The 23,308-nt window shown below is 41.1% G+C and carries 15 protein-coding genes; all 15 read left to right on the top strand.

The window, feature by feature from the left end; translation table 11 throughout:
* Positions 1-1,845 (top strand): exo-alpha-sialidase, encoded by a 1,845-nt coding sequence (locus J4N24_RS18530; RefSeq protein ID WP_207535209.1) that lies wholly within the window; start codon positions 1-3, stop codon positions 1,843-1,845.
* On the top strand, positions 1,846-3,288 hold the full coding sequence (locus J4N24_RS18525) for a sialate O-acetylesterase (protein WP_242691719.1): 1,443 nt from the start codon (positions 1,846-1,848) through the stop codon (positions 3,286-3,288).
* Between the two features lie 65 nt (positions 3,289-3,353).
* Entirely contained in the window at positions 3,354-6,128 is a 2,775-nt protein-coding gene (locus J4N24_RS18520; RefSeq protein ID WP_207535208.1) for a glycoside hydrolase family 2 protein, read from the top strand.
* Between the two features lie 4 nt (positions 6,129-6,132).
* Positions 6,133-8,868, top strand: a complete 2,736-nt coding sequence (locus tag J4N24_RS18515; RefSeq protein ID WP_207535207.1) for a glycoside hydrolase family 78 protein — start codon at positions 6,133-6,135, stop codon at positions 8,866-8,868.
* A gap of 21 nt (positions 8,869-8,889) precedes the next feature.
* Positions 8,890-9,600, top strand: coding sequence for a DUF3826 domain-containing protein (locus J4N24_RS18510; protein ID WP_207535206.1), 711 nt, complete (start codon positions 8,890-8,892; stop codon positions 9,598-9,600).
* Between the two features lie 111 nt (positions 9,601-9,711).
* Positions 9,712-10,851 (top strand): sialidase family protein, encoded by a 1,140-nt coding sequence (locus J4N24_RS18505; RefSeq protein WP_207535205.1) that lies wholly within the window; start codon positions 9,712-9,714, stop codon positions 10,849-10,851.
* 1 nt (position 10,852) lies between these two features.
* Positions 10,853-12,001, top strand: a complete 1,149-nt coding sequence (locus J4N24_RS18500; protein WP_207535204.1) for an iron-containing alcohol dehydrogenase — start codon at positions 10,853-10,855, stop codon at positions 11,999-12,001.
* A gap of 1 nt (position 12,002) precedes the next feature.
* Entirely contained in the window at positions 12,003-12,941 is a 939-nt protein-coding gene (locus J4N24_RS18495; protein WP_207535203.1) for a dihydrodipicolinate synthase family protein, read from the top strand.
* The gene (gene pdxA, locus J4N24_RS18490; protein ID WP_207535202.1) at positions 12,934-13,971 is read left to right on the top strand and encodes a 4-hydroxythreonine-4-phosphate dehydrogenase PdxA; all 1,038 of its coding nucleotides are present in this window, start codon (positions 12,934-12,936) and stop codon (positions 13,969-13,971) included. The genes J4N24_RS18495 and pdxA overlap by 8 nt, the downstream gene beginning before the upstream one ends.
* Before the next feature lie 62 nt (positions 13,972-14,033).
* Positions 14,034-15,182: a four-carbon acid sugar kinase family protein gene (locus J4N24_RS18485; protein ID WP_207535201.1), complete on the top strand. Its 1,149-nt coding sequence runs from the start codon at positions 14,034-14,036 to the stop codon at positions 15,180-15,182.
* Between the two features lie 20 nt (positions 15,183-15,202).
* Positions 15,203-16,801 carry a sodium:solute symporter family protein gene (locus J4N24_RS18480; RefSeq protein ID WP_207535200.1) on the top strand — a complete coding sequence of 533 codons (1,599 nt, stop codon included), beginning with the start codon at positions 15,203-15,205 and terminating at the stop codon, positions 16,799-16,801.
* A gap of 7 nt (positions 16,802-16,808) precedes the next feature.
* Entirely contained in the window at positions 16,809-18,197 is a 1,389-nt protein-coding gene (locus J4N24_RS18475; protein ID WP_207535199.1) for an alpha/beta hydrolase family protein, read from the top strand.
* Between the two features lies 1 nt (position 18,198).
* Entirely contained in the window at positions 18,199-19,095 is an 897-nt protein-coding gene (locus J4N24_RS18470) for a sugar phosphate isomerase/epimerase family protein (protein WP_207535198.1), read from the top strand.
* Between the two features lie 229 nt (positions 19,096-19,324).
* A complete protein-coding gene (locus J4N24_RS18465) occupies positions 19,325-22,114 on the top strand; it encodes a family 78 glycoside hydrolase catalytic domain (protein WP_207535197.1) in 2,790 nt (929 codons plus the stop codon).
* A gap of 7 nt (positions 22,115-22,121) precedes the next feature.
* Positions 22,122-23,246 carry a glycoside hydrolase family protein gene (locus J4N24_RS18460; protein ID WP_207535196.1) on the top strand — a complete coding sequence of 375 codons (1,125 nt, stop codon included), beginning with the start codon at positions 22,122-22,124 and terminating at the stop codon, positions 23,244-23,246.
* Positions 23,247-23,308: the final 62 nt, after the last annotated feature.

The raw sequence follows: 23,308 nt of genomic DNA, 5'->3' as shown, positions 1-23,308 counted from the left end.
ATGAATTTAGTTAATAGAATAGGTTTAAGTTTAGGATTAGCAGCAGCTTTTGTTGCAGCGAATGCACAAGATACTGTTCGATATACAGGAACTACACTATCTAATGTTGATTACCATCATGGGCAATTAAGTCCTGCGGTAGGTGTACATAGTATTCAGGTTTTCAGAGCAAACCGCCAGCATCCAGAACTGGCGGATGGATTTAGCTGGACATACAATCATGCTCCAATGATCGCTCATTGGAATAATACTTTTTATCTGGAATACCTTAGTGACCCTGTAGGTGAACATATTCCTCCGAGCCAATCTCTTCTGCACACGTCTAAGGACGGATATAACTGGTCTAAGCCTGTTGTAATCTTTCCTGTAGTAAAAGTACCAGATGGATGGAAAAAAGAAGGTTATCCTGGAGTTGCTAAAGATCTTTATGCAGTGATGCATCAACGGATGGGCTTCTTTACTTCAAAGAAAAACAGACTTCTGGTCTTAGCGTATTATGGTATTGCCATGGATCAGAAGGATGATCCGAATGACGGGAAGGGGATGGGGCGGGCTGTACGCGAAATCAAAAAGGACGGGAGTTTCGGTCCTATTTATTTCATCAGGTACAACAGTAGTTGGGATAAAAGTAAATCAGAGTTTCCTTTCTACACGAAAAGTAAAGATAAGGGCTTCGTAGAAGCTTGTAATGAACTACTTGCTACGCCTCTGATGATGCAGCAATGGGTTGAAGAGGCTGACAGAAATGACCCTTTGATTCCTCTAAAGAAAGAGGTTAAGGCGTTTAGCTATTATCATTTGCCTGATGGGAGGGTAGTTGGTTTGTGGAAGAATGCTTTAACAAGCATTAGCAAAGACAACGGTAAAACCTGGGAGTACAACCCTACAAGGGCTCCTAAATTTGTAAATAGCAATGCAAAAATCTGGGGACAAAAAACGTCTGACGGGAAATATGCAACAGTATACAACCCTTCAGAATTTCGTTGGCCATTAGCTATATCTGTTAGTCAGGATGGTTTGAACTACAACAATTTGTTATTGGTGAACGGCGAAATCAGTCCGATGCGTTACGGAGGTAACTATAAATCTTATGGCCCTCAATATGTACGTGGTATGGAAGAGGGAAATGGATCTCCATCAGATGGAAAGCTTTGGCTTACGTACAGTATGAATAAGGAAGACATATGGGTGAGCTCCGTACCGGTTCCTGTTACTGATAAGGTAACAACTTATCCAAATGAAGTATTTGCTCAGATGCCGGCAGGAAAAGAACTTGATCTTTGGAACACGTATAGTCCTAAATGGGCACCTGTTAGTATCAGCAAAATGAATGACGGTGCGAAAGCACTGCTGCTTTCTGATAAGGATCGTTACGAATATGCAAAAGCTGAACGTGTTGTTCCATCAGGCAAAAGATTAATTGCTGAGATCACAGTCGTGCCTCAGCAAAATAACAAAGGGCAATTGGATATAGAGTTCCTCGACTCAAAAGGTACACCTGCCATAAGACTTCAGTTTGACTCAACTGCAAACTTTACAACTAAAGCAGGATATAGGAATAGAAATGTTATTCAGTATAAGGCAGGTGAGAGCTATACTATTAAAGTTGATCTTGATACAGACAGGCGATTCTATAATCTGGATATAAATGGAAAGAAAATGCCAGGTATTTTCTTTGCACCTGTTGCTGAAATTTCAAGGATTAGCTTCAGAACTGGAGATACCAGAAGATTCCCGGATGCGGATACACCAACAGATCCTATGCACGAATCCTTGCCACAGGCAGGAGATCCAGCAGATGGTGCTTCATTCTTTATCAAATCTTTAGTTACAAAGGGAAATTAGATGAAGAAGCTTTTTAGCATTATAGTCGTTGTTCTTTTTTCGATAGTAGCGAAGGCTGAAGTTGTATTGCCAAGAATTTTGGGCCATAACATGGTTCTTCAAAGAGAAAAGCCAGTGAAGATCTGGGGAACGGCAGCTGTAGGAGAACAAGTGTCTGTGGAGTTTAAGGGTCAGCATTTGAAAGCGACCGGAGACCGGGACGGGAAATGGGAGATTATTTTATCACCAATGAAAGCATCCGCCAGTCCTTCTGCAATGATTATTAGTGGATCTAATACTATAAAGCTGGAGAACATTCTGGTAGGAGAGGTATGGATATGCTCTGGTCAATCTAATATGGAGTTTACCATGAGGAAGAACAGTAAGATGGCAAAGCCTGATACTAGTACTGCTAATTCCCCGATAGATGAGTTGGATAGAGCACACAATCCTCTTATTCGTATCTTTTTGGTAAATAGAAAAGAACAAGTTAAGCCAGATCCTCAGCATAAGGGTTGGAATATCGCCCAGGATTCAGCTCTCAGAGTATTTTCTGCCCCTGGATATTTTTTCGCAAAGGAACTTCAGTCAAAATTAGGCGTTCCTGTCGGAATGATATCTGCAGCGATTCCTGGAAGTGCTATAGAACCATGGATCCCTGCTAATGCTTATACTTCAGAATTTTTCAAGACCTATAAAGTAAGTACTGGTGGCACAAGTTTCTTTGAATCCATGATCCGTCCTCTTGCTCCTTTTGGGGTAAAGGGTTTTATTTGGTACCAAGGAGAAACTAACTGTTTCCAAAATGAAACTCTTGAGTATTCCTATAAATTAGAGACTTTGATCAATAGCTGGAGAGCTCAATGGAATGATAAAAGCCTTCCTTTTTACTATACACAGATAGCTCCTTTCTATTATTCAAAAAGCACGGATAAATATCCTTTGACAAAGGAGACCTTGCCTAAATTCTGGGAAGCACAACAGGCTGTTATGAAAGTTCCGCATACGGGAATGATCACTACAACAGATCTCATAGTAACACCTGATGATTTGCACCCTAGCTTCAAATGGGAAATAGGAAGAAGGCTTGCTCAATGGCCCTTAGCGGTAGATTATCGTAAGAAAGTAACACCAACCGGACCCTTCTTCAAGTCGAAAAAAGTAAAAGCGAATTCGGTAGTAGTTTCTTACAATTATGCTTCTAATGGACTTTTAAGTCATGATGGAAAAGAATTAACTCAATTTGAAATAGCAGGGGCAGATGGTGTGTATCATCCGGCGAAAGCTATTATAAAAGGAAAAAAAGTAATCGTGAGTTCAGACGCTGTAAAGAAGCCGGCCAATGTGAGATTTGGTTGGAACGAGGGAGGGAAAGCAAACTTATATAATAAAGAAGGATACCCGGCGATGCCATTCAGATCAGATAATCCAATTGTTGCACAATTTAAAGTAAGTGCAAAATGAGGGCTTATAATTCATTTAGATTGAAAAACCACTTTCCTAGTTTTAGTTGTATAAGGCCTGGAAGGATGTCTTATCGCGTTATATGCTTTCTGCTTTCTGCTTTTAGCTTTCTGCTTTTAGCTACTACTTCCACCCATGCTCAGCAAACACAGAAGCTTTACCTGTCAGGAACAGGCAATGATAATACTGTTTCCTGGGACTTCTTTTGTACTGCAGGTAGGAACTCTGGTAAGTGGGGTAAGATTCCTGTGCCTTCCAACTGGGAACTACAGGGTTACGGGAAATATGATTACGGATTTGCGAAGGACACTGTAAGAGGAAAGGAAGAAGGGCTTTATAAGTATTCTTTTAATGTCCCTGCAGATTGGAAAAACAGAAAGATAAATATTGTTTTCGAGGGATCGATGACGGACACCGAAGTGAAAATAAACGGCAAATCAGCCGGACCGGTTCACCAGGGAGCGTTCTATGCCTTTAGATATGATATAAGTAATCAGTTAAATTATGGAAGTTCCAATTTACTTGAAGTAAGGGTTGCAAAGCATTCAGCTAACCCTTCTGTAAATGAGGCGGAAAGAAAAGCAGATTTTTGGATCTTTGGTGGAATTTTCAGACCTGTATACCTTGAAAATCTGCCCCTGGTAAATATCCGTCATCTGGCAATTGATGCAAAAGCAAACGGGCAATTCTCTACTAATATTGATTTTGAAGGAAATGCGGATAGAGTAACTGTGCAGCTATTCGATGCCAAAGGAACTAAGTTTGGCGGGTTGATATCAAAAAAGTTGTCTGGAAATAATGGTACAGCGGCACTTAGTGGATCTTTCTCATCACCAAAGCTGTGGTCATCTGAATTTCCCAATTTGTATAAGGCTGTATTTACTCTTTACTCGGGAGGAAAAGCAACGCATACTGTCCAGCAGAAATTTGGCTTTAGAACCGTAGAGATTAAAGAACGTGACGGTGTTTATGTGAATGGTGTAAAGATCAAGATGAAGGGTGTCAACAGGCACTCTTTCTATCCAACATCAGGAAGAACCGCAAGTAAGAAAATAAGCATCGCAGATGTAAACATAATGAAGGAAATGAATATGAACGCGGTGAGAATGTCTCATTACCCACCAGATGATCATTTCCTGGATGTTTGTGACTCCCTTGGTCTATTTGTGATGGACGAGCTGGCTGGATGGCATGGAAACTATGATACTCCAACTGGGACTAAGCTGGTAAAGGAAATGATAGAACATGATGTTAACCATCCTTCAATCATCTTCTGGTCTAACGGAAATGAAGGGGGACATAATCGCGAGCTTGATCATTTATTTGCACAAGAAGATATTCAGAAGAGAATTGTTCTTCACCCCTGGGAGGACTTCAATGGTTTCGATACACAGCATTACCGTGAATATAACTATGGGATCTCCAATTATAATCACGGCCACAGCATAGTAATGCCGACGGAATTTCTGCATGGTCTGTACGATGGTGGACATGGAGCAGGTCTTGAGGACTATTGGAATGCAATGCTAAAAAATCCAATGTCTGCAGGCGGCTTCTTGTGGGATTTTGCAGATCAAGGCGTCGTGCGTACAGATAAAAATGGTGTACTTGATACAGATGGAAATCGCGGCGCGGATGGGATAGTTGGTCCTTACCATGAAAAAGAAGGAAGTTTCTATACCATTAAAGAGGTTTGGAGCCCTGTTTTCTTTGAAGCAAGGGAGATGACTGCAGGCTTTGATGGGGTTTTTAATGTAGAGAACAGATATCACTATACAAACCTCAACCAATGCAGCTTCAATTGGAAGCTCAGTAACCTAAAGAATGGTCAAAACAGGACAGGCATATCTAAGTCCCCGGACTTAAAGCCAGGATTTAAGGGGACATTTAAGGTTGACTTTCCTGAAGATTGGAGAAGCTTTGATGTATTATACATCACAGCAAAGGACCCATCACAGAAGGAGCTTTTTACCTGGAGCTTTCCTATAACTCTACCGGGTAAAGAAGCTAATACTCTTGTTCAAAAGGGGGGCGAAAAACGGGTTAAAATAGAAGAAAAAGATAGTTTGCTTACGGTTACAGTAGGGGACCTGGTAGTTGGTTTCAGTAAAAAGACTGGAATTCTAAGATCAGTTAAAAATTCAAAAGGTTCAATTCCTTTTAATAATGGACCTATAATACAGCAGGGTGCGACTAATTTTTCCAACATCACTTATAAAAATGAGGGCGGAAATGTAGTAATCGAATCTACGTTTGACAGAAAAGCTGCCTACAATAAATTGCAGTGGACAATTTATCCTTCGGGATGGATTAAATTGAACGTGAAGTATTTCCCTGCACAGTATCTCACAGATTTTATTGGAGTTAATTTTTCTTTTCCGGAATCAGAGATCAAAGGGATCGAGTACATGGGCAACGGTCCATACCGGGTATGGAAAAATCGTTTGAAAGGTAATTCTTTCGGAGTGTGGAAGAAGGATTACAACAACACAGAAACTGGAGAACAATGGGTTTATCCTGAGTTTAAAGGATATCACTCTAACATGTACTGGTGCAAATTCATAACCAAGTTGCAGCCCTTTACTGTGGTTACAGAAAATGAAGATCTTTTCTTCCGTTTGTTTTCTCCTTCTCCAAAGACCGATCAGTGGGGCAACTATGTTATCAATTTCCCGTCAGGTGATATTTCTTTCTTGCAAGGCATTCAGGCAATTGGTACAAAAACACAACGGGCAGACCGTACAGGTCCAATGTCTATGCAAAATATTTTTTACGACTATGAAAAAGAGCCTGCTCGTGCATTAGATCTAACATTGTATTTTGATTTTTTAGCTAAATAATTAAATGAAGAAGCTTATTCTTTTAGTGTTCCTTGCTTCGTCTTTTGTTGCGACTAAAGCACAGGTTTCCGTAGAAAATCTGCGGTGTAACCTGATGGCAAATCCTCTCGCTCTTTCTAGTAATACGCCAAGATTTAGCTGGCAGGTTGTAGCTAAAGGAAGGGGAATTATGCAGGAGGCTTACGAGATATCAGTTTCTTCTGATTCTCTTAAACTTGCCGATGGTCAGGGAGATCTTTGGTCAAGGGGAAAAGTAAATTCTGATGCTACCTCAAATATTACCTATGCAGGTAAGCCACTTAAGACGAAAAGCAAATATTACTGGAAGGTTAGGGTTTGGACGAACAAAGGCGGATCGGCCTGGAGTCGCACAGCCTCGTTCGGAACGGGCTTACTGAACTATAAAGATTGGGAAGGTCGGTGGATAGGTTTTGATCGGTATTTTCCATGGGATAATGAGGATCAAAATCGCTTATCAGCAAGGTACTTCAGAAAAGAATTTGCTGTAAATAAAGAAGTAAAGTCGGCAACAGCATATATCATTGGATTAGGACTTTATGAGCTCTCAATCAATGGTAGGAAAATAGGCGACCAGGTACTTGCTCCGGCACCTACAGACTATACCCAAAATGTTAAATACAATGCGTTTGATGTCACTCCTCTTATTAAACAAGGAAAGCATGCAATTGGAGTTATCTTAGGAAACGGACGTTTTTTTGCAATGCGTCAGGCCAAGCCTTATAAAATAAAGACTTTCGGTTTTCCGAAGATGTTAATGCAAATTAATATCGAATATAAAGATGGAACCTCTGCAATCATTAAAACGGACGAATCATGGAAAGGAACAGCTGAGGGACCAATTTTAGCGAATAATGAGTACGATGGCGAGGAGTATGATGCGCGGAAAGAATTTTCTGGTTGGGACAAGCCTGGTTTCGACGAAAAGAATTGGCTGCCTGCAGAATACGTTCAGGAACCAGGGGGGACTTACGAGCCTCAGGAAAATGAGTTCATGAAGGTGATGCAAAGTATTGCTCCCGTATCTATCAAAAAAAGAAGCAATGGTAATTATATAATTGACTTCGGTCAAAATATGGCCGGATGGGTTAAACTTCAGGTAAAGGGAGAGAAAGGCCGAAAGCTTACCTTGAAATTCGCTGAATCTTTGAATGCTGATGGAAGCCTTTTTATTCAAAACCTTCGGGATGCTAAAACTACCGATACTTATATACTAAGAGGCGAGGGGAATGAGGCATGGGAACCACGGTTTACGTTTCATGGATTTAGATATGTTGAAGTTAGCGGTTATCCCGGAACACCTACTCAAAAAGACTTTACTGCCCGCTTTGTGTATGATGACTTGGCAACTGTAGGAAAATTTGAATCTTCGAATGCTCTTCTCAATCAAATACACCGTAACTCCTGGTGGGGTATTGCCTCAAACTATAAAGGAATGCCGATTGATTGCCCGCAACGGAATGAACGTCAGCCATGGCTAGGAGATCGCTCGACGGTATCTTATGGAGAAAGTTTCCTTTTTAATAATACTGCCTTATATAATAAATGGGCTGACGATATAAGGTACTCTCAAAAGGCGGACGGAGCCATTCCTGATGTTGCACCCGCCTTTTGGCGTTACTACAGTGATAATATGACCTGGCCTTCAACTCTTCATCTGGTTGTTGATATGCTTTACCGCCAGACAGGAGATAAGGAAGTGATCCGAAACAACTACCCTGCAATGAAGAAGTGGCTTCAATATATGGAGTCGCGCTATCTGGATGCTGATGGGGTTATGACTAAAGATAGTTATGGCGACTGGTGTGTGCCTCCGGTAAGTGCGGAAGCAGGAAGAGGTGTTAATGCGGATCAGAAACATCCAAGTGCACTGATTGCCACGGCTTATGACTATTATGTAAATAACCTGATGATACGTTTTGCTAAGCTTGCAGGTCAGGACCAGGATATTGTTGGTTTTACAGCAATGGCTGCCAGATCAAAAGAAGTCTTCAACAAGAGGTTCTATCATAAGGATGGGTTTTACGGTGAAAATACGCTTACTGATAATATCCTTCCGGTAGCATTTGGAATTGTTGAGGATGAAAATAAGGATAAGGTGGTTGCACAGATAGCTTCCATTATTAATAAAAATAACGGTCACCTGAGTACCGGATTAATAGGTGTGCAGTGGCTCATGAGAACTCTTTCTGAAATCGGCAGAGCAGATCTTGCCTATACCATTGCCTCCAAAAAAACTTATCCCTCCTGGGGATACATGATAGAGAATGGCGCCACGGCCATCTGGGAGCTTTGGAATGGTAATACCGCAAATCCGAAAATGAATTCACAGAACCACGTGATGATGTTGGGTGACCTGTTGATTTGGTATTATGAGAATTTGGCAGGTATTAAATCCGATCTGGAGGAGGCAGGGTACAAGAAGATCATTATGAGACCGGAGATGATCAATGACCTGAGCTATGTTAAGGCCAGCTATAACTCTGTTCGAGGTGAGATCAGGAGCGATTGGAAGAAATCAGGTAAGACATTTACCTGGAATATAACCATACCAGCCAACTCAAAAGCTATTGTTTATATACCCGCAGGTGGTGCAAATAAAGTTAAAGAAGGAAATAAAAAGGTAAGCACGGTTGACGGAGTTAAGCTGCTAAGAACTGAAGCTAACAGAGTTGTTCTGGAAGTTGGATCAGGCGATTACTCGTTCAATTCAGAAATGTAAATCAAACTAATCATTCGAATTATGAATACTATAAAAGGAATTTTTACTGCTGCTGTAATTGTTGCTGCAGCAGGATTGTCGTCTCCAGCATTTTCTCAGGCTAAGCAGACAGCTCCTATGAGTGCAGAGGCAAAAGCTAAGTCAGATGCTGATGTAGAGAGTAAGGCTGCGGAATGGGTATCATCTTTAAATTTAAATGATGCTGCAAAGGAAGCTCGTTTAAAGCAAGTTATTGCTATACATCTTAAGGCTGTGCGCGACTGGCATAACTCTCATTCTGCTGCAGATGTTCCTCCTGGAATTAATCTTGCCAGCGGAAATAAGCTGTCAGAATTAGAAAGGCAAGTGATTGCGGATTCAGCAATCCCAAAGAACGTGCATCAGGACTTGATGACAGGGTTAAAGGCTGATCTTTCCGAACAGCAGGTTGAGGATATTCTTGATAAATATACCATAGGGAAAGTTGCTTTTACTATGAAGGCTTATAAGGAGATCGTTCCAAATATGACAGCTCAGGAAGAAGAAACTATTCTTAAGAACCTGAAGCAAGCTAGAGAGCAAGCGGTAGATTTCAAGAATATGACAGAGATCTCAGCAATCTTTGAGATCTACAAAACAAAGAACGAGCAGTTTTTGAATGCCAACGGGAGAAGTTGGAAGCAGATGTACAAAGATTATACAGCGGCACTAAAAGCTAAGAAAGCTGCTGCAGCTGCCGAGAAGAAGAACTAAAGCTTCCGGCTTTCAACCCTGAGTGCGGTCGTAGCAGAAACAAAATCAAGCGCCATAAGATCTCTCCTTCAGTCGAGACGACAAAAAGGATAGGTCGAACAACTAAGAACAATGAAACTAAAAACTATACTAACTTTTGTAGCTATCTCTATCGGTTCGCTTTCCCTGAATGCTCAAACAAGGCCATGGAAAAAAGGAATTTTGGTAGATGAATTTTTGTATGAGAAAGCACCTTTTCCGGAATGCCATTCTGCAACTATTGCAGAGACGCCGGCGGGGTTGGTTACCTCTTTCTTTGGAGGAACCAAGGAACGAAATCCGGATGTTTGCATCTGGGTTTGCCGTATGGAGAATGGAAAATGGACTGCTCCAGAAAAAGTAGCTGATGGCATTATGCCTGATAAACGTTATCCAACATGGAATCCTGTTCTTTTTCAGGTTCCTAATGGTGAACTTTTATTATTCTATAAAATAGGTGCAAGTCCTGGTACCTGGAAAGGATATATGCGTACATCCGCTGATAATGGAAAAACATGGTCAGAGCAGAAGGCTTTACCTGAAGGATTTACTGGTCCTGTTAAGAATAAACCCGTTCTATTAAGTAATGGGAATTTAATTTGTCCTACCAGCACCGAAGGGAATAAAACTGGTAATAGCTGGCAGATCCATTTTGAAATCACTCCTGATTTTGGTAAGACCTGGAGAAAGGTTGGTCCTCTTAACGCAGGAAAAGACATTAATGGAATACAACCAAGCGTGTTAGATCATGGTAATGGCAGATTGCAGATCCTCGCAAGAAGTCGCAACAGAGCAATTCTTGAGTCCTGGTCATATGATAATGGCGAAACCTGGTGGCCTCTTACTAAAACCACTTTACCTAACAACAACTCCGGAACTGATGCAGTTGCAATGAAAGATGGTCGTTTTGCTCTGATCTACAATCATGTATTGCCTCCGGGAACTGAAGCAAAAGGACCACGTACGCCTTTAAATCTTTCTATCTCTAAAGATGGTAAAAAATGGTATGCTGCTGCAATCTTCGAAGACTCTCCAATAAGTCAATACTCATATCCTTCTATTATTCAGACCAAAGACGGAATGCTTCATGCTGTGTATACCTGGCGCCGCCAGAAGATCAAGCATGCAGTTATTGATCCTTCGCAGCTTAAATTGAAGAAAATAAAGAAGGGGGGTTGGCCAAAGGTGAAAGGTTATACGGCTCCTGTAAATGGAGAAATAACTCAAGATTAATATGGAGCAGGCACTGAAAATACATTTCCCTGGTAAGCTTATATTCTCAAAGGGAGCTTTGGACATCCTTTGTGATGACCTTATTGAGACTGGTCCCAGTAAAATCCTTATTGTTACTATTGATCCCTTACTTTCTTCGTTAAGTCAGTTTACAAACAAGCTGGAGGAAAAGGGTTTTGAGGTGCAATTAGATACAAGTATTGTTGCCGAGCCCTCTTTCAGCGACTTTAACAGTTTGCTTGAGAAGGTTAAGGGCTTTAATCCTGATACAGTTATCGGTATAGGGGGAGGAAGCGTGCTTGATATTGCAAAACTTCTTGCCGCCCAAGTAGATAATGCACAGTCTTTAAATGAAATTGTTGGGATTGGAAATCTTAAGCAAAGGAATAAGAAACTGATTTGTGCACCGGCCACTGCTGGAACAGGTAGTGAGGCATCCCCTAATGCAATTCTGGTTGATGACTCGGATAATCAGAAAAAAGGTATCATCAGTCCTTTTCTGGTTCCCGATGCTGTGTATGTTGATCCTTTATTAACTATTTCGGTTCCTCCGGCAATCACTGCAGCTACTGGTCTTGATGCCTTGACCCATTGTTTGGAAGCTTACACTAATAAGTTTTCTCAACCATTTATAGATATGTATGCATTTGAAGGAATGCGTTTAATTGCGGCTAATATAGTAACTGCTGTAAAAGAAGGTACGAATGAAGAAGCTCGTACTCATGTAGCAATGGGTAGCTTACTTGGAGGATTTTGTCTTGGTCCGGTTAATACTGCAGGCGTCCATGCTCTTTCCTATCCGCTCGGTAGTATGTTCCACCTTGCACATGGCTTATCTAATGCTTTGCTACTACCCTATGTAATGCAATATAATATGATCGCCGCTCCGAAGAAATATGCAGAGGTGGCTATCGCTTTAGGCTGTTCACCGGAAGAAACACCTGAAAAAACAGCTTTAAAAGGCATTGAGAAAATAAGGGAGATAATCAGGGAATGTGGTATCCCGGCAAAGCTTTCTGAATTAGACATACCTGAAGATTCTATTCCTCAAATGGCAGAAGATGCTATGAAGGTGCAACGTTTGTTGAAAAATAATCCGAGAGAGATCACTCTATCAGACGCAATAGAAATTTACAAGTCAGCTTATTAAAATGACGAGACTAAAAGAATACCAGGGCATTATTGTTCCTCTTGTTACCCCTCTTACAGACAGTTATCAGTTGGACGCTCAAGGGGTAGAGAATATTTTTTCTCATATGTATTCAAATGATGTTCTTCCATTTATATTAGGAACAACAGGAGAATCATCTTCCATTTCTTTACCAGTAAAACAAGCCTATGTGAGGGAAGCTGTAAGAAATAAGAAGCCAGGAACTAAGCTTTACGCAGGGATCTCTTCCAACTGTGTGGAAGAATCTATAGATTTTGCAAAGTTTTGTTTCGATTCCGGGGTTGACGCGGTTGCAGCAACGCTTCCATCTTATTATGCTCTCACCGAGGGGCAGATGAGAACATACTTCCTTACGCTAGCGGAACAGATCAAAGCTCCGGTTATTATTTATAATATTCCCGGGACTACTCATATGTCTATCCCGCTCTCTCTTATTGACGAGCTTAGCCACAATGAGTACATTGTAGGAACAAAAGATTCGGAACGAAGCGAAGAAAGGTTAAATGAGTCTTTGAGACTATGGTCCGGCCGTGCTGATTTTAGCCATTTTCTTGGTTGGGCTGCGAAGTCAGCACACGCTTTGATCAATGGTAGTGACGGGCTCATTCCAAGTACTGGTAACCTTCATCCGGGCTTATATACCGATATGGCTGCAGCTGTATCTGCAGGAAACCACGAGAAAGCTTATTATTACCAACAACTGTCGGATGAATTAGGTAAGATCTACCAAGGAATTGGGACATTAGGCGAATCGCTCTGGGCCTTGAAGGTCCTTATGCACCAGTACGGCCTATGTCAACCTGTAGCTATGCCTCCTTTAACTTCACTTTCAGCAGATGTTGAAGTGAAACTATTAAACACTTTATCCGACTTCTTCAAAAAAGAAAATATTCAACTTAACGTATCATCAAATGTCTGAAAAACCGATCATAGGTATTACAATGGGCGATCCGGCTAGTATAGGTCCGGAAATCGCTATTAAAGCCCTTTTAAATGAATCAATTTATTCCATCTGCCAGCCAGTTTTGATAGGAGATGCGGGTGTATTTCAGGATATCATTGAAAGACTAAGTCTGAATGCTAAATTAAACCCGGTATCATCAGTAAAGGATGCCAAGTTCGAAGTTGGGACTGTCGACGTTTATGATCTGAAGAACGTTAATTTGTCTGAACTGAAATTCGGAGAGATATCTGCAATGGCAGGTGCTGCATCTTTTGATGCTGTAAAGAGGGTTATTGAGCTGGCTCTTGAAGGGCAGGTTGATGCAACGGTGACCGGACCGATTAATAAAAAGTCGATAAACGAGGCTGGACATCACTTTGCTGGACATACTGAAATATATGCTCACTATACCAATACAAAGAAGTATGCAATGCTACTGGTGGAAGAGAATATGAAAGTGATTCATGTTTCTACGCACGTTTCTCTTCGTCAGGCTTGTGACCTTGTTAAAAAAGAAAGAATTCTGGAAGTAGTGGAACTGCTTCACAACGGTCTTATCAGTCTTGGGGAACCAAATCTTAAAATAGGTATTGCTGGATTAAACCCTCACGCCGGGGACTCCGGTTTATTTGGTACAGAGGACGACGAAGAGATCCTGCCAGCTGTAGAGGAGGCGAAACGAAGAGGCTACGATGTAGAAGGTCCGGTACCTGCTGATACGATGTTTTCAAAAGCGGCAACCGGTTACTTTGGTGGAGTTGTAGCAATGTATCACGATCAGGGACATATACCATTTAAGTTGACTGGTTTCAAATGGAATGCGGAAAAGCAGCAGATGGACAGTGTAAAAGGAGTAAATATCACTATGGGACTGCCTATTATCAGAACTTCAGTAGACCATGGTACTGCTTTCGAGATTGCAGGAAAAGGAGTGGCTAGTCCCGATGCAATGATTTTAGCAATAGAATCAGCAGTTCAATTGGCAAAGAATAGAAAAACGTCATAAACTGGAGTTCAGTTGAGGTAAGGGAAGCAGTTTCAAACAAAAATCAGACTCAAGAAAGCAGAATGATCGTAGTAATTGCAGATGATTTAACGGGGGCAGTAGAACTGGCAGGCATTGGCTTGAATTATGGATTGAGGGTCGAAGTCTGTCTTGATTCTGCTGAGTCTGCACCAGTTGATTTGCTCGTGATTGCTACAGATACGCGTTCTAAGCCAGAAAAACAGGCTATTGGTGATATTAATAGGGTAAGTAAAGCCTTAATTCAACTAAAACCATCGCTGTTATTCAAGAAAGTTGACTCAGTTCTTAGAGGTCATGTGGTAGCGGAGTTGCGCGCGCAGATGGAAACGACAGGTATTGAAAGGGCACTGTTGGTGCCAGCTAATCCATCTTTAGGGAGGACGATTGAAAATGGAGAATATTTTATTAATGGAAGGCCTATTCATTTAACAGGATTTGCTGAAGATCCGGAGTTTCCCGCTAAGACAGCTTTGGTTACTGATCTACTTCACAACTCTGTTTCTGATGTTTATATTCTTAAAAACGGTGAAGAAGTTGGGGAAAAAGGCATATACATTGGTGAAGCATCCACTCTTGTTGATATCGAACATTGGGCCGGATTTGCGAATTCTAAAGCTCTTTTAGCAGGTGGAGCGGCCTTTTTTAAGGCTCTTTTAAACACGGTTTATAAGAGTAAGCCTGCCCTGCCACAAGAACCTGAAATGGGCATGTCGAAAAAGTTGTTCATTTCAGGTACTGCCTTTAAAGAAAGAGCATTAGAAATTCAACAATTAAATGATAAGGGACTGGTAAGTTATATGCCTTCATCATTGTATAATATATCGCCAGAGGAGTATGTGGTACAAGAATGGGCGACTGAAATCGAAAATAAATTAAACATCTACAATACTGCAATCATTGCTATTCATCCCGAAAGTACATTAGGGAAAGGTATTGCAGCGCCGGAGCTTAGAGAAAGGACGGCTCTGGTTGTAGAGGCGCTATTTAAACGGACCACTATTACGGAGCTATTAATTGAAGGCGGATCTACAGCTTTTTCTGTTTTAGCCAAACTGGGGATAAAAATACTTTATCCCGTTGACGAATTTGCGACAGGAGTAGTCCGCAGTCGCGCGAAGGAAATTACTAACTTGCACATTACGCTTAAGCCTGGCAGCTATAAATGGCCAGAGGAAGTGCGGCTGTTGTAAGATTAAAACTGACCGTTGTTATGAAACCTATATTAAACGTTATTGATTATTCGATCATCATTATCGTGCTGCTTGTCACGCTGTATTTTGGTTTTCGATTTTCAAGGAATCAAACTTCTACAAAAACATATTTCGCCGCACACGGTCGGGTACCTGCTTGGGCCATTGGAATGTCTTTGCTGGCCACATTGATTAGCAGCGTAACATTTCTGGGTTACCCGGGAGAGGGCTATTCCTCCAACTGGATATTACTTGTTCAGGGACTTATGGTACCCATTGTCTTGTTAGGCACAATCTGGTTCATTGTACCACTATATAGAAAGGTTATCGGTTTAAGTACTTACGAGTATTTCGAAAAACGCTTTGGCTTGTTTGCCCGGTATTATAGTTCGATCGCATTTGTTCTTCGCCAATTTTCTGGCATGGGTACAGTGTTCTTTCTGTTAGCTATTGCTCTTACCAATATGACTGGTGGTAACACCTTCGCTATTATAAGTGTGGTGGGTTTAATAATTATTGTAGTAAACCTGATGGGTGGGATTGAAGCGGTTATTTGGCTGGATGTGTTTCAGGGTTTTATGTTGTTTGCCTCAGGGATTCTTTGTTTCGGCGTTATTCTTTTTTCCGTAGACGGTGGCCCAATGGAAGTTTGGAATATTGCTCAGGCAAATGGCAGGACCGGTTTCGGGCCTTATGATATTGATTTTAAGCGATTGACTTTTATAGTGATGGCAATAAACGGTGCTTTTTATGCTATCCAAAAATATGGAACAGATCAAACGGTAATTCAGCGGTATCTGACTGCAAAGACTGATAAAGCCGCTATAAGAGCCTCATTAATGGGAATACTGCTTACAGTTCCGGTCTGGACACTCTTCATGTTGATCGGAACCGCTCTTTTTGTATATTATAAACAACAACCTTTGCCAGAGGGAATGCGGGCAGATGCTGTCTTTCCTTATTTTATCATGACCAAACTTCCAACAGGAGTGGTAGGATTTATTCTGGCTGCCATGATCTCTGCTGCTATTTGCAGTTTAAGTGCCGATTTAAATTCCTTAGCTGCCGTAGGGATGGAGGATTACTATAAGAAGATTCGTAAGAACCGGCCAGATAAGGAGTACCTCTTCGTAAGCCGGGTCTTTGTAGTTCTTTCAGGGCTACTCGCGATAGCAATCGGAGCGATTTATATTAATGCTGGTAGTGAAGGAGTATTGGGGATTGTATTTACTCTTTATGCAATTTTTTCGGGTGGTATCGTAGGAATCTTTCTTTTAGGAATTTTATCGGCAAGAGCGAATCGTCAGGGAGTTAATATTGCGATCATCACTTGCATTGTATTTACTGCTTATGCATTCCTGACGTCAACGGAAATAGGGCTTGGAGAAAACAAGAGCCTGCTTCTTGATTTTGGTCGATTTAATTTTACTCACAATAAACTAATGCTGGGTGTTTATAGTCACCTTATTGTTATTGTTGTTGGTTATATCGCAAGTCTACTTTTTCCCAAGCCTGAATTAGACAAAAACTTATTATTCAGTGGGTGGAATGCTGCAAGAAAAGTTAGAAAAGCAGAAGAAAAACTTAAAAACGTTTCTTCCGGAATTTCTTCGTTATAGATTAGATATGAGATTTTATTTTTCGTTTTGTTTATTACTGGTTTTTCAATTTTCTTTCGCTCAAACTTCTGACAATGCATTTAAGAAGCCGTTAAGAGAAGTTATCAGCCAGATCGAGAGCCAGTTCAAAGTTAAGATCCGCTACCCGGAGGATCTGGTAAAGGACCGTTTCGTAACTTATGCTGGCTGGCGTTTCCGTCCTGATTTTGACAAGACAATGTCGAATATTTTATCTTCGCTGGATATAACTTATTCAAAAGAAGGAGAAGGAAAATATAAGCTGCAAGCTTTTCTATACCATCTAAAAACACCTCAGGAGGGAAAGGAACAATTGGAGTACTTTTCCACCTTATACAATGATAAGCAAGGATGGGAAGAGCGCAAGGCACAACTTAAATCTGAGATGGTTCAGGCTCTTAAACTTTCTCCTATGCCAAAGCCGCCCGGTACCAAACCCATCATTACTAATAAAAGGATTTACGATGGTTATTCGGTTGAGAATGTTGCCCTGGAAGTTTTACCTGGAGTTTATACTTGTGGTTCCCTTTATATGCCCTTAAATCCTAAAGGAAAGGTTCCGGTGATCCTGAATCCCGACGGCCATTTTGGTGACGGCCGTTATCGCGCTGATGCACAGTATCGATGCGCTATGGAGGCAAGAATGGGGGCAATGGCCTTTAGTTACGACCTGTTCGCCTGGGGAGAATCATTATTGCAATTTAAAGCAACTGATCATCGCCGGGCTTTGGCGCAAACTATTCAGGCTCTTAACAGCATTCGTATCCTTGACTGGATGTTAAGTTTGAAGAATGCCGATCCTAAACGCGTTGCCATTACTGGTGGATCGGGTGGTGGAAGTCAGACTATGTTAATTACGGCTATTGATGATCGAATCAAACTTAGTGTTCCAGTGGTGATGCTTTCATCTTATCATAGCGGAGGCTGCCCATGTGAAAGCGGTATGGGAGTTCACCTTTGCGGAGGCGGAACTAACAACGTTGAAATTGCGTCGATGGCTGCTCCAAGACCTCAGTTAGTCATATCGGATGGAAAGGATTGGACGCAGCAGGTACCCCAGGTTGAGTTTCCCTATGTGCAGAAGATCTATGGATTTTACGGCCAACAAAATCAGACAGCCAACGCTCATTTTCCTGCTGAAGGCCATGATTATGGTTTAAGTAAACGTTTAGCCATGTACGATTTTATCGGAAAGCACTTTAATCTTGATGTTAAAAAAGTACAAAGCAAGGATGGAAAGTTTGATGAGTCGAAAGTTACGATAGAAAAGTATCCTTCTATGTATGTATTTGGTGAGAAGGGGGAAAACCTGCCGTTAAATGCCATCAAAAGTTTTGAAGAATTAGAACAAGTATTTGGAAAAGCATCAACTAAATAACATGCAAAGTCGTCGTCACTTTCTAAAATCAGCTGCACTATTTGGAGCCACTCTGGTTCTGCCTGCCGGAGACATTTTCGCTGCAATAAAACCGAAGAAACAGCGATATAAAATAGCTGTAGTGGATCTTATGATCCTAAAACGCCAGAAGTTAAGTGCGTTCCAACTTACCAAGGATCTGGGCGCCGATGGTTTGGAAGTTGATATGGGAGGTTTGGGAAATCGTGATACTTTTGCAAGCGAATTAGCAAAGCCAGAAGTGCGGCAACAATTTCTTGATAAAGCGAAAGAGCTTAACCTGGAAATATGTTCAATAGCCATGACGGGTTTCTACGCTCAATCTTTCGCTACCAGACCAACTTATCAGAAAATGGTGCAGGACTGTATTAATACTATGGTGGCGATGAATGTGAAGGTAGGGTTTTTACCATTAGGTATTCAAGGTGATCTGGTTAAAAATCCGGAACTAAGACCAGCCATTGTTGAACGTTTGAAAGTTGTTGGAGAAATGGCCAGAAAGGCAGGAGTGGTGATCGGGATTGAAACTTCATTAGATGCTGCTTCTGAAGTTCGTTTACTGAAAGATATTGATTCACCAGGTATCAAAATCTACTTCAATTTCTCCAATCCTTTAAAAGCGGGTCGGGACCTTCATAAAGAATTAAGAATTTTGGGTAAAAAGAGAATTTGCCAGATCCATTGCACCGATGAAGATGGCGTTTGGCTGGAAAACAATACTCGGATGGACATGAATAAAGTGAAGGATACTCTTGATGATATGGGTTGGAAGGGCTGGCTTGTTATTGAACGTTCCCGGGATCAGACTGACCCAACAAATGTGCGTAAAAATTTTGGCGCAAACACAAAATTCATGAAGAGGATTTTTCAAGGGCAGTGACAAAACTGATTAACCTTTCCTTAAATTATTTGTAATAAACCTGCCTCATTGTCTCAAATCTATTACTATCAGAGATAACATCCTATAAAATATAGGAAACTTGGTATAAAAATTCCCTAGAGCCTGAGTATATTTTTGTATTCAGGCTAACCATTTGGGCAATATAAGTAGAGGTTTTAATGCTATATTTTCTGTTCTTGATTTACCCAGGTGGAGCTATTTCTGACAAATGCGTAAACTAACAATTCTATTCTGCCTCATTTTTATTTCGTTTTCTCTTTTCTCTCAGTCACTTACTGTGAACCGTTTGAAGTGCGAATACAAGACAAATCCTTTAGGGATTGAAAACAAATCTCCCAGGTTTGCGTGGGAATTAGGCTCATTACAGAGAGGTGTTCTGCAAACTGCCTACAGAATTATTGTCTCTGATATAGCCGACTTCGATCAAAAGAATAGTTCAGTTGTTTGGGATAGCCGTAAAGTAAATTCTTTATCGTCCATTCAGGTAAAATATGAAGGAAAACCATTAGTTGCCGGAAAGAAATACTTTTGGAAGGTAATAGTATGGGATAATAAGGGAAGCCAGGTAAGTTCAAAAAGTAATTTCTTCCAAATGGGCTTGTTTAACAAGGAGGACTGGAAAGGTGCGAAATGGATTGCTTATGAAAAGTTACCAGACTCTGCCGTTAATAATCTTGTTACAGATAAGAAGCCTGACATTATCCAGGGCAGTAACGTTCTGCCTCTGCTTAGAAAACAGTTTACAATAAAAAAGAAGGTAAAAAGAGCCGCTGCTTTTATTGCCGGTTTAGGGCATTTTGAGCTAAGTATTAATGGGAATAAAGTAGATGATCATTTCCTTGATGCTGGTTGGACTAAATATGATAAAGAAGCACAGTATGTGACCTTCGACATTACTTCTAAATTAAAACAAGGCGGAAATGCGATAGGCGTAATGTTAGGAAATGGCTTCTATTACGTCCCTCCGGTGAAAGGACGTTATCGTAAATTAAAAACAGCCTTTGGTTTTCCTAAAATGATTGCGAGATTTCAGATCGAGTATACAGATGGATCTACAGATAACGTGGTAAGTGACGCGAGCTGGAAAACTTCTTCTGGCCCTATTATTTTCTCAAGTATTTACGGGGGTGAAGATTATAATGCCAATTTCGAGAAAATTGGCTGGGATACCCCTGGTTATAATGACAGAGGCTGGAAGAGCGTTATTCAGGTTGACGGTCCGCCATCTTTAATTTCACAAATTCAGGAGCCACTTAAGGTTTTTGAGCAGTTTGCTGCAAACACAATAAGCCAGGCAAAAAATGGTAACTGGGTGTATGATCTGGGTCAAAATTTCTCAGGGATCGTTGAATTGAAAGTTAAAGGGAAGAAGGGGGATACTGTTCGCATCATTCCTGCTGAATTGCTAAAGGCTGATGGATCAGGATCTGTAAATCAGAGACCGACTGGCAGTCCTTTTTATTTCACCTATATCCTTAAGGGTGATGGCGTTGAAACCTGGAGGCCTCGCTTTACCTATTACGGTTTCAGGTATCTCGAGGTGCAAGGGGCAACACCTGAAGGAGAAGGAGAAGGAGATAAGGCAATTGGATCAACACTTCTCGCGCTTAAGGGCTTGCATATTAGAAATGCAGCGGAAGGAGCAGGCTCGTTCACCTCTTCCAGTGATTTGTTTAATCGCACCAATACCTTGATAGACTGGTCTATTAAAAGCAATCTGGCAAGTGTAATGACCGACTGCCCACACCGGGAGAAGTTAGGATGGTTGGAGCAGGTGCACCTTATGGGAAGTTCTATCCGGTATCAGTATGATATTGCTAATCTTTCCAGAAAATCTATTCAGGATATAAAAGCCTCTCAATTACCTAATGGTCTTGTACCTGAAATAGCTCCTGAATATGTTTTATTTACCTGGGGGGGAGATATGTTCAGAGACTCGCCAGAATGGGCAAGTACACTTATATTAATGCCATGGTATCTTTATAATTGGTATGGTGATAAAAATATTATTAAAGATGCTTACCCTGCAATGAAGAAGTATATAGCCTATCTCGAAAATAAAGGTAAGTCAAGTAATTATATTCTGAGTCAAGGCTTAGGCGACTGGTATGATCTGGGACCAAATCCGCCGGGAGTTTCGCAATTAACTCCACTGGGAGTAACAGGTACAGCAATTTTTTATCACGATTTGACTGTCATGGATAGTATTGCTCAAATGCTTTCCCTTCCGGAAGATGCGGCTAAGTTCAGATCATTAGCTGGCAAGGTGAAAGAATCATTCAATCAGAAGTTTTTCAATAAGGATACTAAACAATATTCCACCGGAAGTCAGACGGCCAATGCTATGGCATTGTATATGAATCTTGTGAATCCGGCCGACAGAACCGCCGTTTTAGCGAATCTTATTAAAGATATAAAAGATAGGGGTAATGCTCTTACCGCTGGAGACATAGGTTATCGCTATCTGCTAAGAGTTCTCGAAAATGAAGGTCGTTCAGATGTTATTTTCGCGATGAATAATCGTTCGGATGTACCAGGCTATGGTTATCAGCTAGCTAAGGGAGCAACAGCTTTAACAGAATCATGGGCCGCTTTACCAACTGTTTCTAACAATCACCTGATGTTGGGTCATTTGATGGAGTGGTTTTATAGCGGGCTGGGTGGGATTCGTTCTGCGCAAGGTTCTATTGCTTTTAAAGACATAGAGATCAATCCACAAGTAGTAGGAGACCTTAGCTCAGCAAAAGTAGATTATCATTCACCCTATGGATTAATATCATCCGACTGGAAAAAATCTTCAGACCGTTTCGAAATCAATGTTACTGTACCCGCTAATACAACTGCAACTATTTATTTGCCTGCCACCAGGGCAGAAAATATTCAGGAAGGCGGGGCTGCTTTAAGTGCGAAGAATGGTGCTCAGCTTCTTGGAATTAAAGACGGTAAAGCACTAGTCAGAGTCGGTTCCGGTACTTATCGTTTTTCTGCTACACATTAACACACATATGAAACTTAGATATAGTTTAATTTTTACGCTTTTAACGTTCTCCGGCTTTCTGAAAGCCCAGACCAGTAATCCTATCCCGCAAACTAAGATGCAGGAGATCTATGAGGAGGTGAAGACTCCTTACAAATACGGATTAGTGATGGTTCCTTCTGATAATTCACAGAAAATGGATTGCCCTACAGTGTTTCGAAAAGGCAGTAAGTGGTACTTGACTTATGTGATTTTTAATGGCCGGGGATACGAAACGTGGTTGGCAAAGAGTAACAATTTACTTAATTGGGAGAACCTTGGAAAGGTAATGTCTTTTGGTGATACACTAGTTTGGGATGGTAGTCAGCGAGCCGGTTATCCGGGTTTACAAGATCCGAAATGGGGAGGAAGCTACAAACTTCAAAAGCATAATGGAAAATATTGGATGTCTTACTTTGGGGGATCAACTCCTGGGTATGAAGCTGGAGATCTAAGCATCAGTATGGCTCATACAACTAAAGATGCATCTAAACCTCATGAATGGCAAAGGTTTGAAAATCCATTATTCACTTCAAAGGATAAGGATGTACGTTGGTGGGAAAACCGGAAATTGTTTAAAAGCTCTGTGATCTGGGATAAAGAGAAGAAGACCGGTCATGAGTTTGTGATGTATTATAATGCCAATGGAGATTCTGCCAAAAATAATTTAAAGACACGTTGGTTTGAACGGATCGGTATGGCAGTTTCTGATGATATGGTTGGCTGGAAGCGTTTTCATGAAGAACCTGTAATGCACCATCCGGTTGGGATAACGGGAGATGCGGTGCTTCAAAAAATGGGTGATATCTGGGTAATGTTTTATTTCGGTGCCTTCTGGCAGGATAGAAAGGGAGCCTTCAACAGATTTGCAGCCTCTAATGACCTGGTGAATTGGACAGACTGGAATGGCGAAAACCTGGTACAATCTTCAGAGCCTTATGATGAACTTTATGCTCACAAATCCTTTGTAGTAAAGCACAAAGGTGTGGTATACCACTTTTATTGCGCTGTAAATAAGAAAGAACAAAGAGGAATTGCTGTTGCAACGTCAAAAGATCTTGGAAAAAGCACATTGAACTTTATTTACCAGGAGCCTAAAGCGGATAAAAAATAGGAAGATAATGCATCTTCGGGAAGTGGTATCAGCTTTAATGAGGACTGGAAATTCTTCTGGGA

It is taken from the genome of Desertivirga arenae (assembly GCF_017355785.1).
GTDB lineage: Bacteria > Bacteroidota > Bacteroidia > Sphingobacteriales > Sphingobacteriaceae > Desertivirga > Desertivirga arenae.
This window is presented reverse-complemented; position numbering and strand designations above follow the sequence as displayed.

Excerpts from the sequence above, each read along its gene's own strand:
- pdxA (WP_207535202.1), top strand. The coding sequence starts at position 12,934 with ATGTCTGAAAAACCGATCATAGGTATTACAATGGGCGATCCGGCTAGT.
- J4N24_RS18530 (WP_207535209.1), top strand. The coding sequence starts at position 1 with ATGAATTTAGTTAATAGAATAGGTTTAAGTTTAGGATTAGCAGCAGCT.
- J4N24_RS18500 (WP_207535204.1), top strand. The coding sequence starts at position 10,853 with ATGGAGCAGGCACTGAAAATACATTTCCCTGGTAAGCTTATATTCTCA.
- J4N24_RS18525 (WP_242691719.1), top strand. The coding sequence starts at position 1,846 with ATGAAGAAGCTTTTTAGCATTATAGTCGTTGTTCTTTTTTCGATAGTA.
- J4N24_RS18485 (WP_207535201.1), top strand. The coding sequence starts at position 14,034 with ATGATCGTAGTAATTGCAGATGATTTAACGGGGGCAGTAGAACTGGCA.
- J4N24_RS18465 (WP_207535197.1), top strand. The coding sequence starts at position 19,325 with ATGCGTAAACTAACAATTCTATTCTGCCTCATTTTTATTTCGTTTTCT.
- J4N24_RS18520 (WP_207535208.1), top strand. The coding sequence starts at position 3,354 with ATGTCTTATCGCGTTATATGCTTTCTGCTTTCTGCTTTTAGCTTTCTG.
- J4N24_RS18460 (WP_207535196.1), top strand. The coding sequence starts at position 22,122 with ATGAAACTTAGATATAGTTTAATTTTTACGCTTTTAACGTTCTCCGGC.
- J4N24_RS18510 (WP_207535206.1), top strand. The coding sequence starts at position 8,890 with ATGAATACTATAAAAGGAATTTTTACTGCTGCTGTAATTGTTGCTGCA.
- J4N24_RS18475 (WP_207535199.1), top strand. The coding sequence starts at position 16,809 with ATGAGATTTTATTTTTCGTTTTGTTTATTACTGGTTTTTCAATTTTCT.
- J4N24_RS18505 (WP_207535205.1), top strand. The coding sequence starts at position 9,712 with ATGAAACTAAAAACTATACTAACTTTTGTAGCTATCTCTATCGGTTCG.
- J4N24_RS18515 (WP_207535207.1), top strand. The coding sequence starts at position 6,133 with ATGAAGAAGCTTATTCTTTTAGTGTTCCTTGCTTCGTCTTTTGTTGCG.
- J4N24_RS18470 (WP_207535198.1), top strand. The coding sequence starts at position 18,199 with ATGCAAAGTCGTCGTCACTTTCTAAAATCAGCTGCACTATTTGGAGCC.
- J4N24_RS18480 (WP_207535200.1), top strand. The coding sequence starts at position 15,203 with ATGAAACCTATATTAAACGTTATTGATTATTCGATCATCATTATCGTG.
- J4N24_RS18495 (WP_207535203.1), top strand. The coding sequence starts at position 12,003 with ATGACGAGACTAAAAGAATACCAGGGCATTATTGTTCCTCTTGTTACC.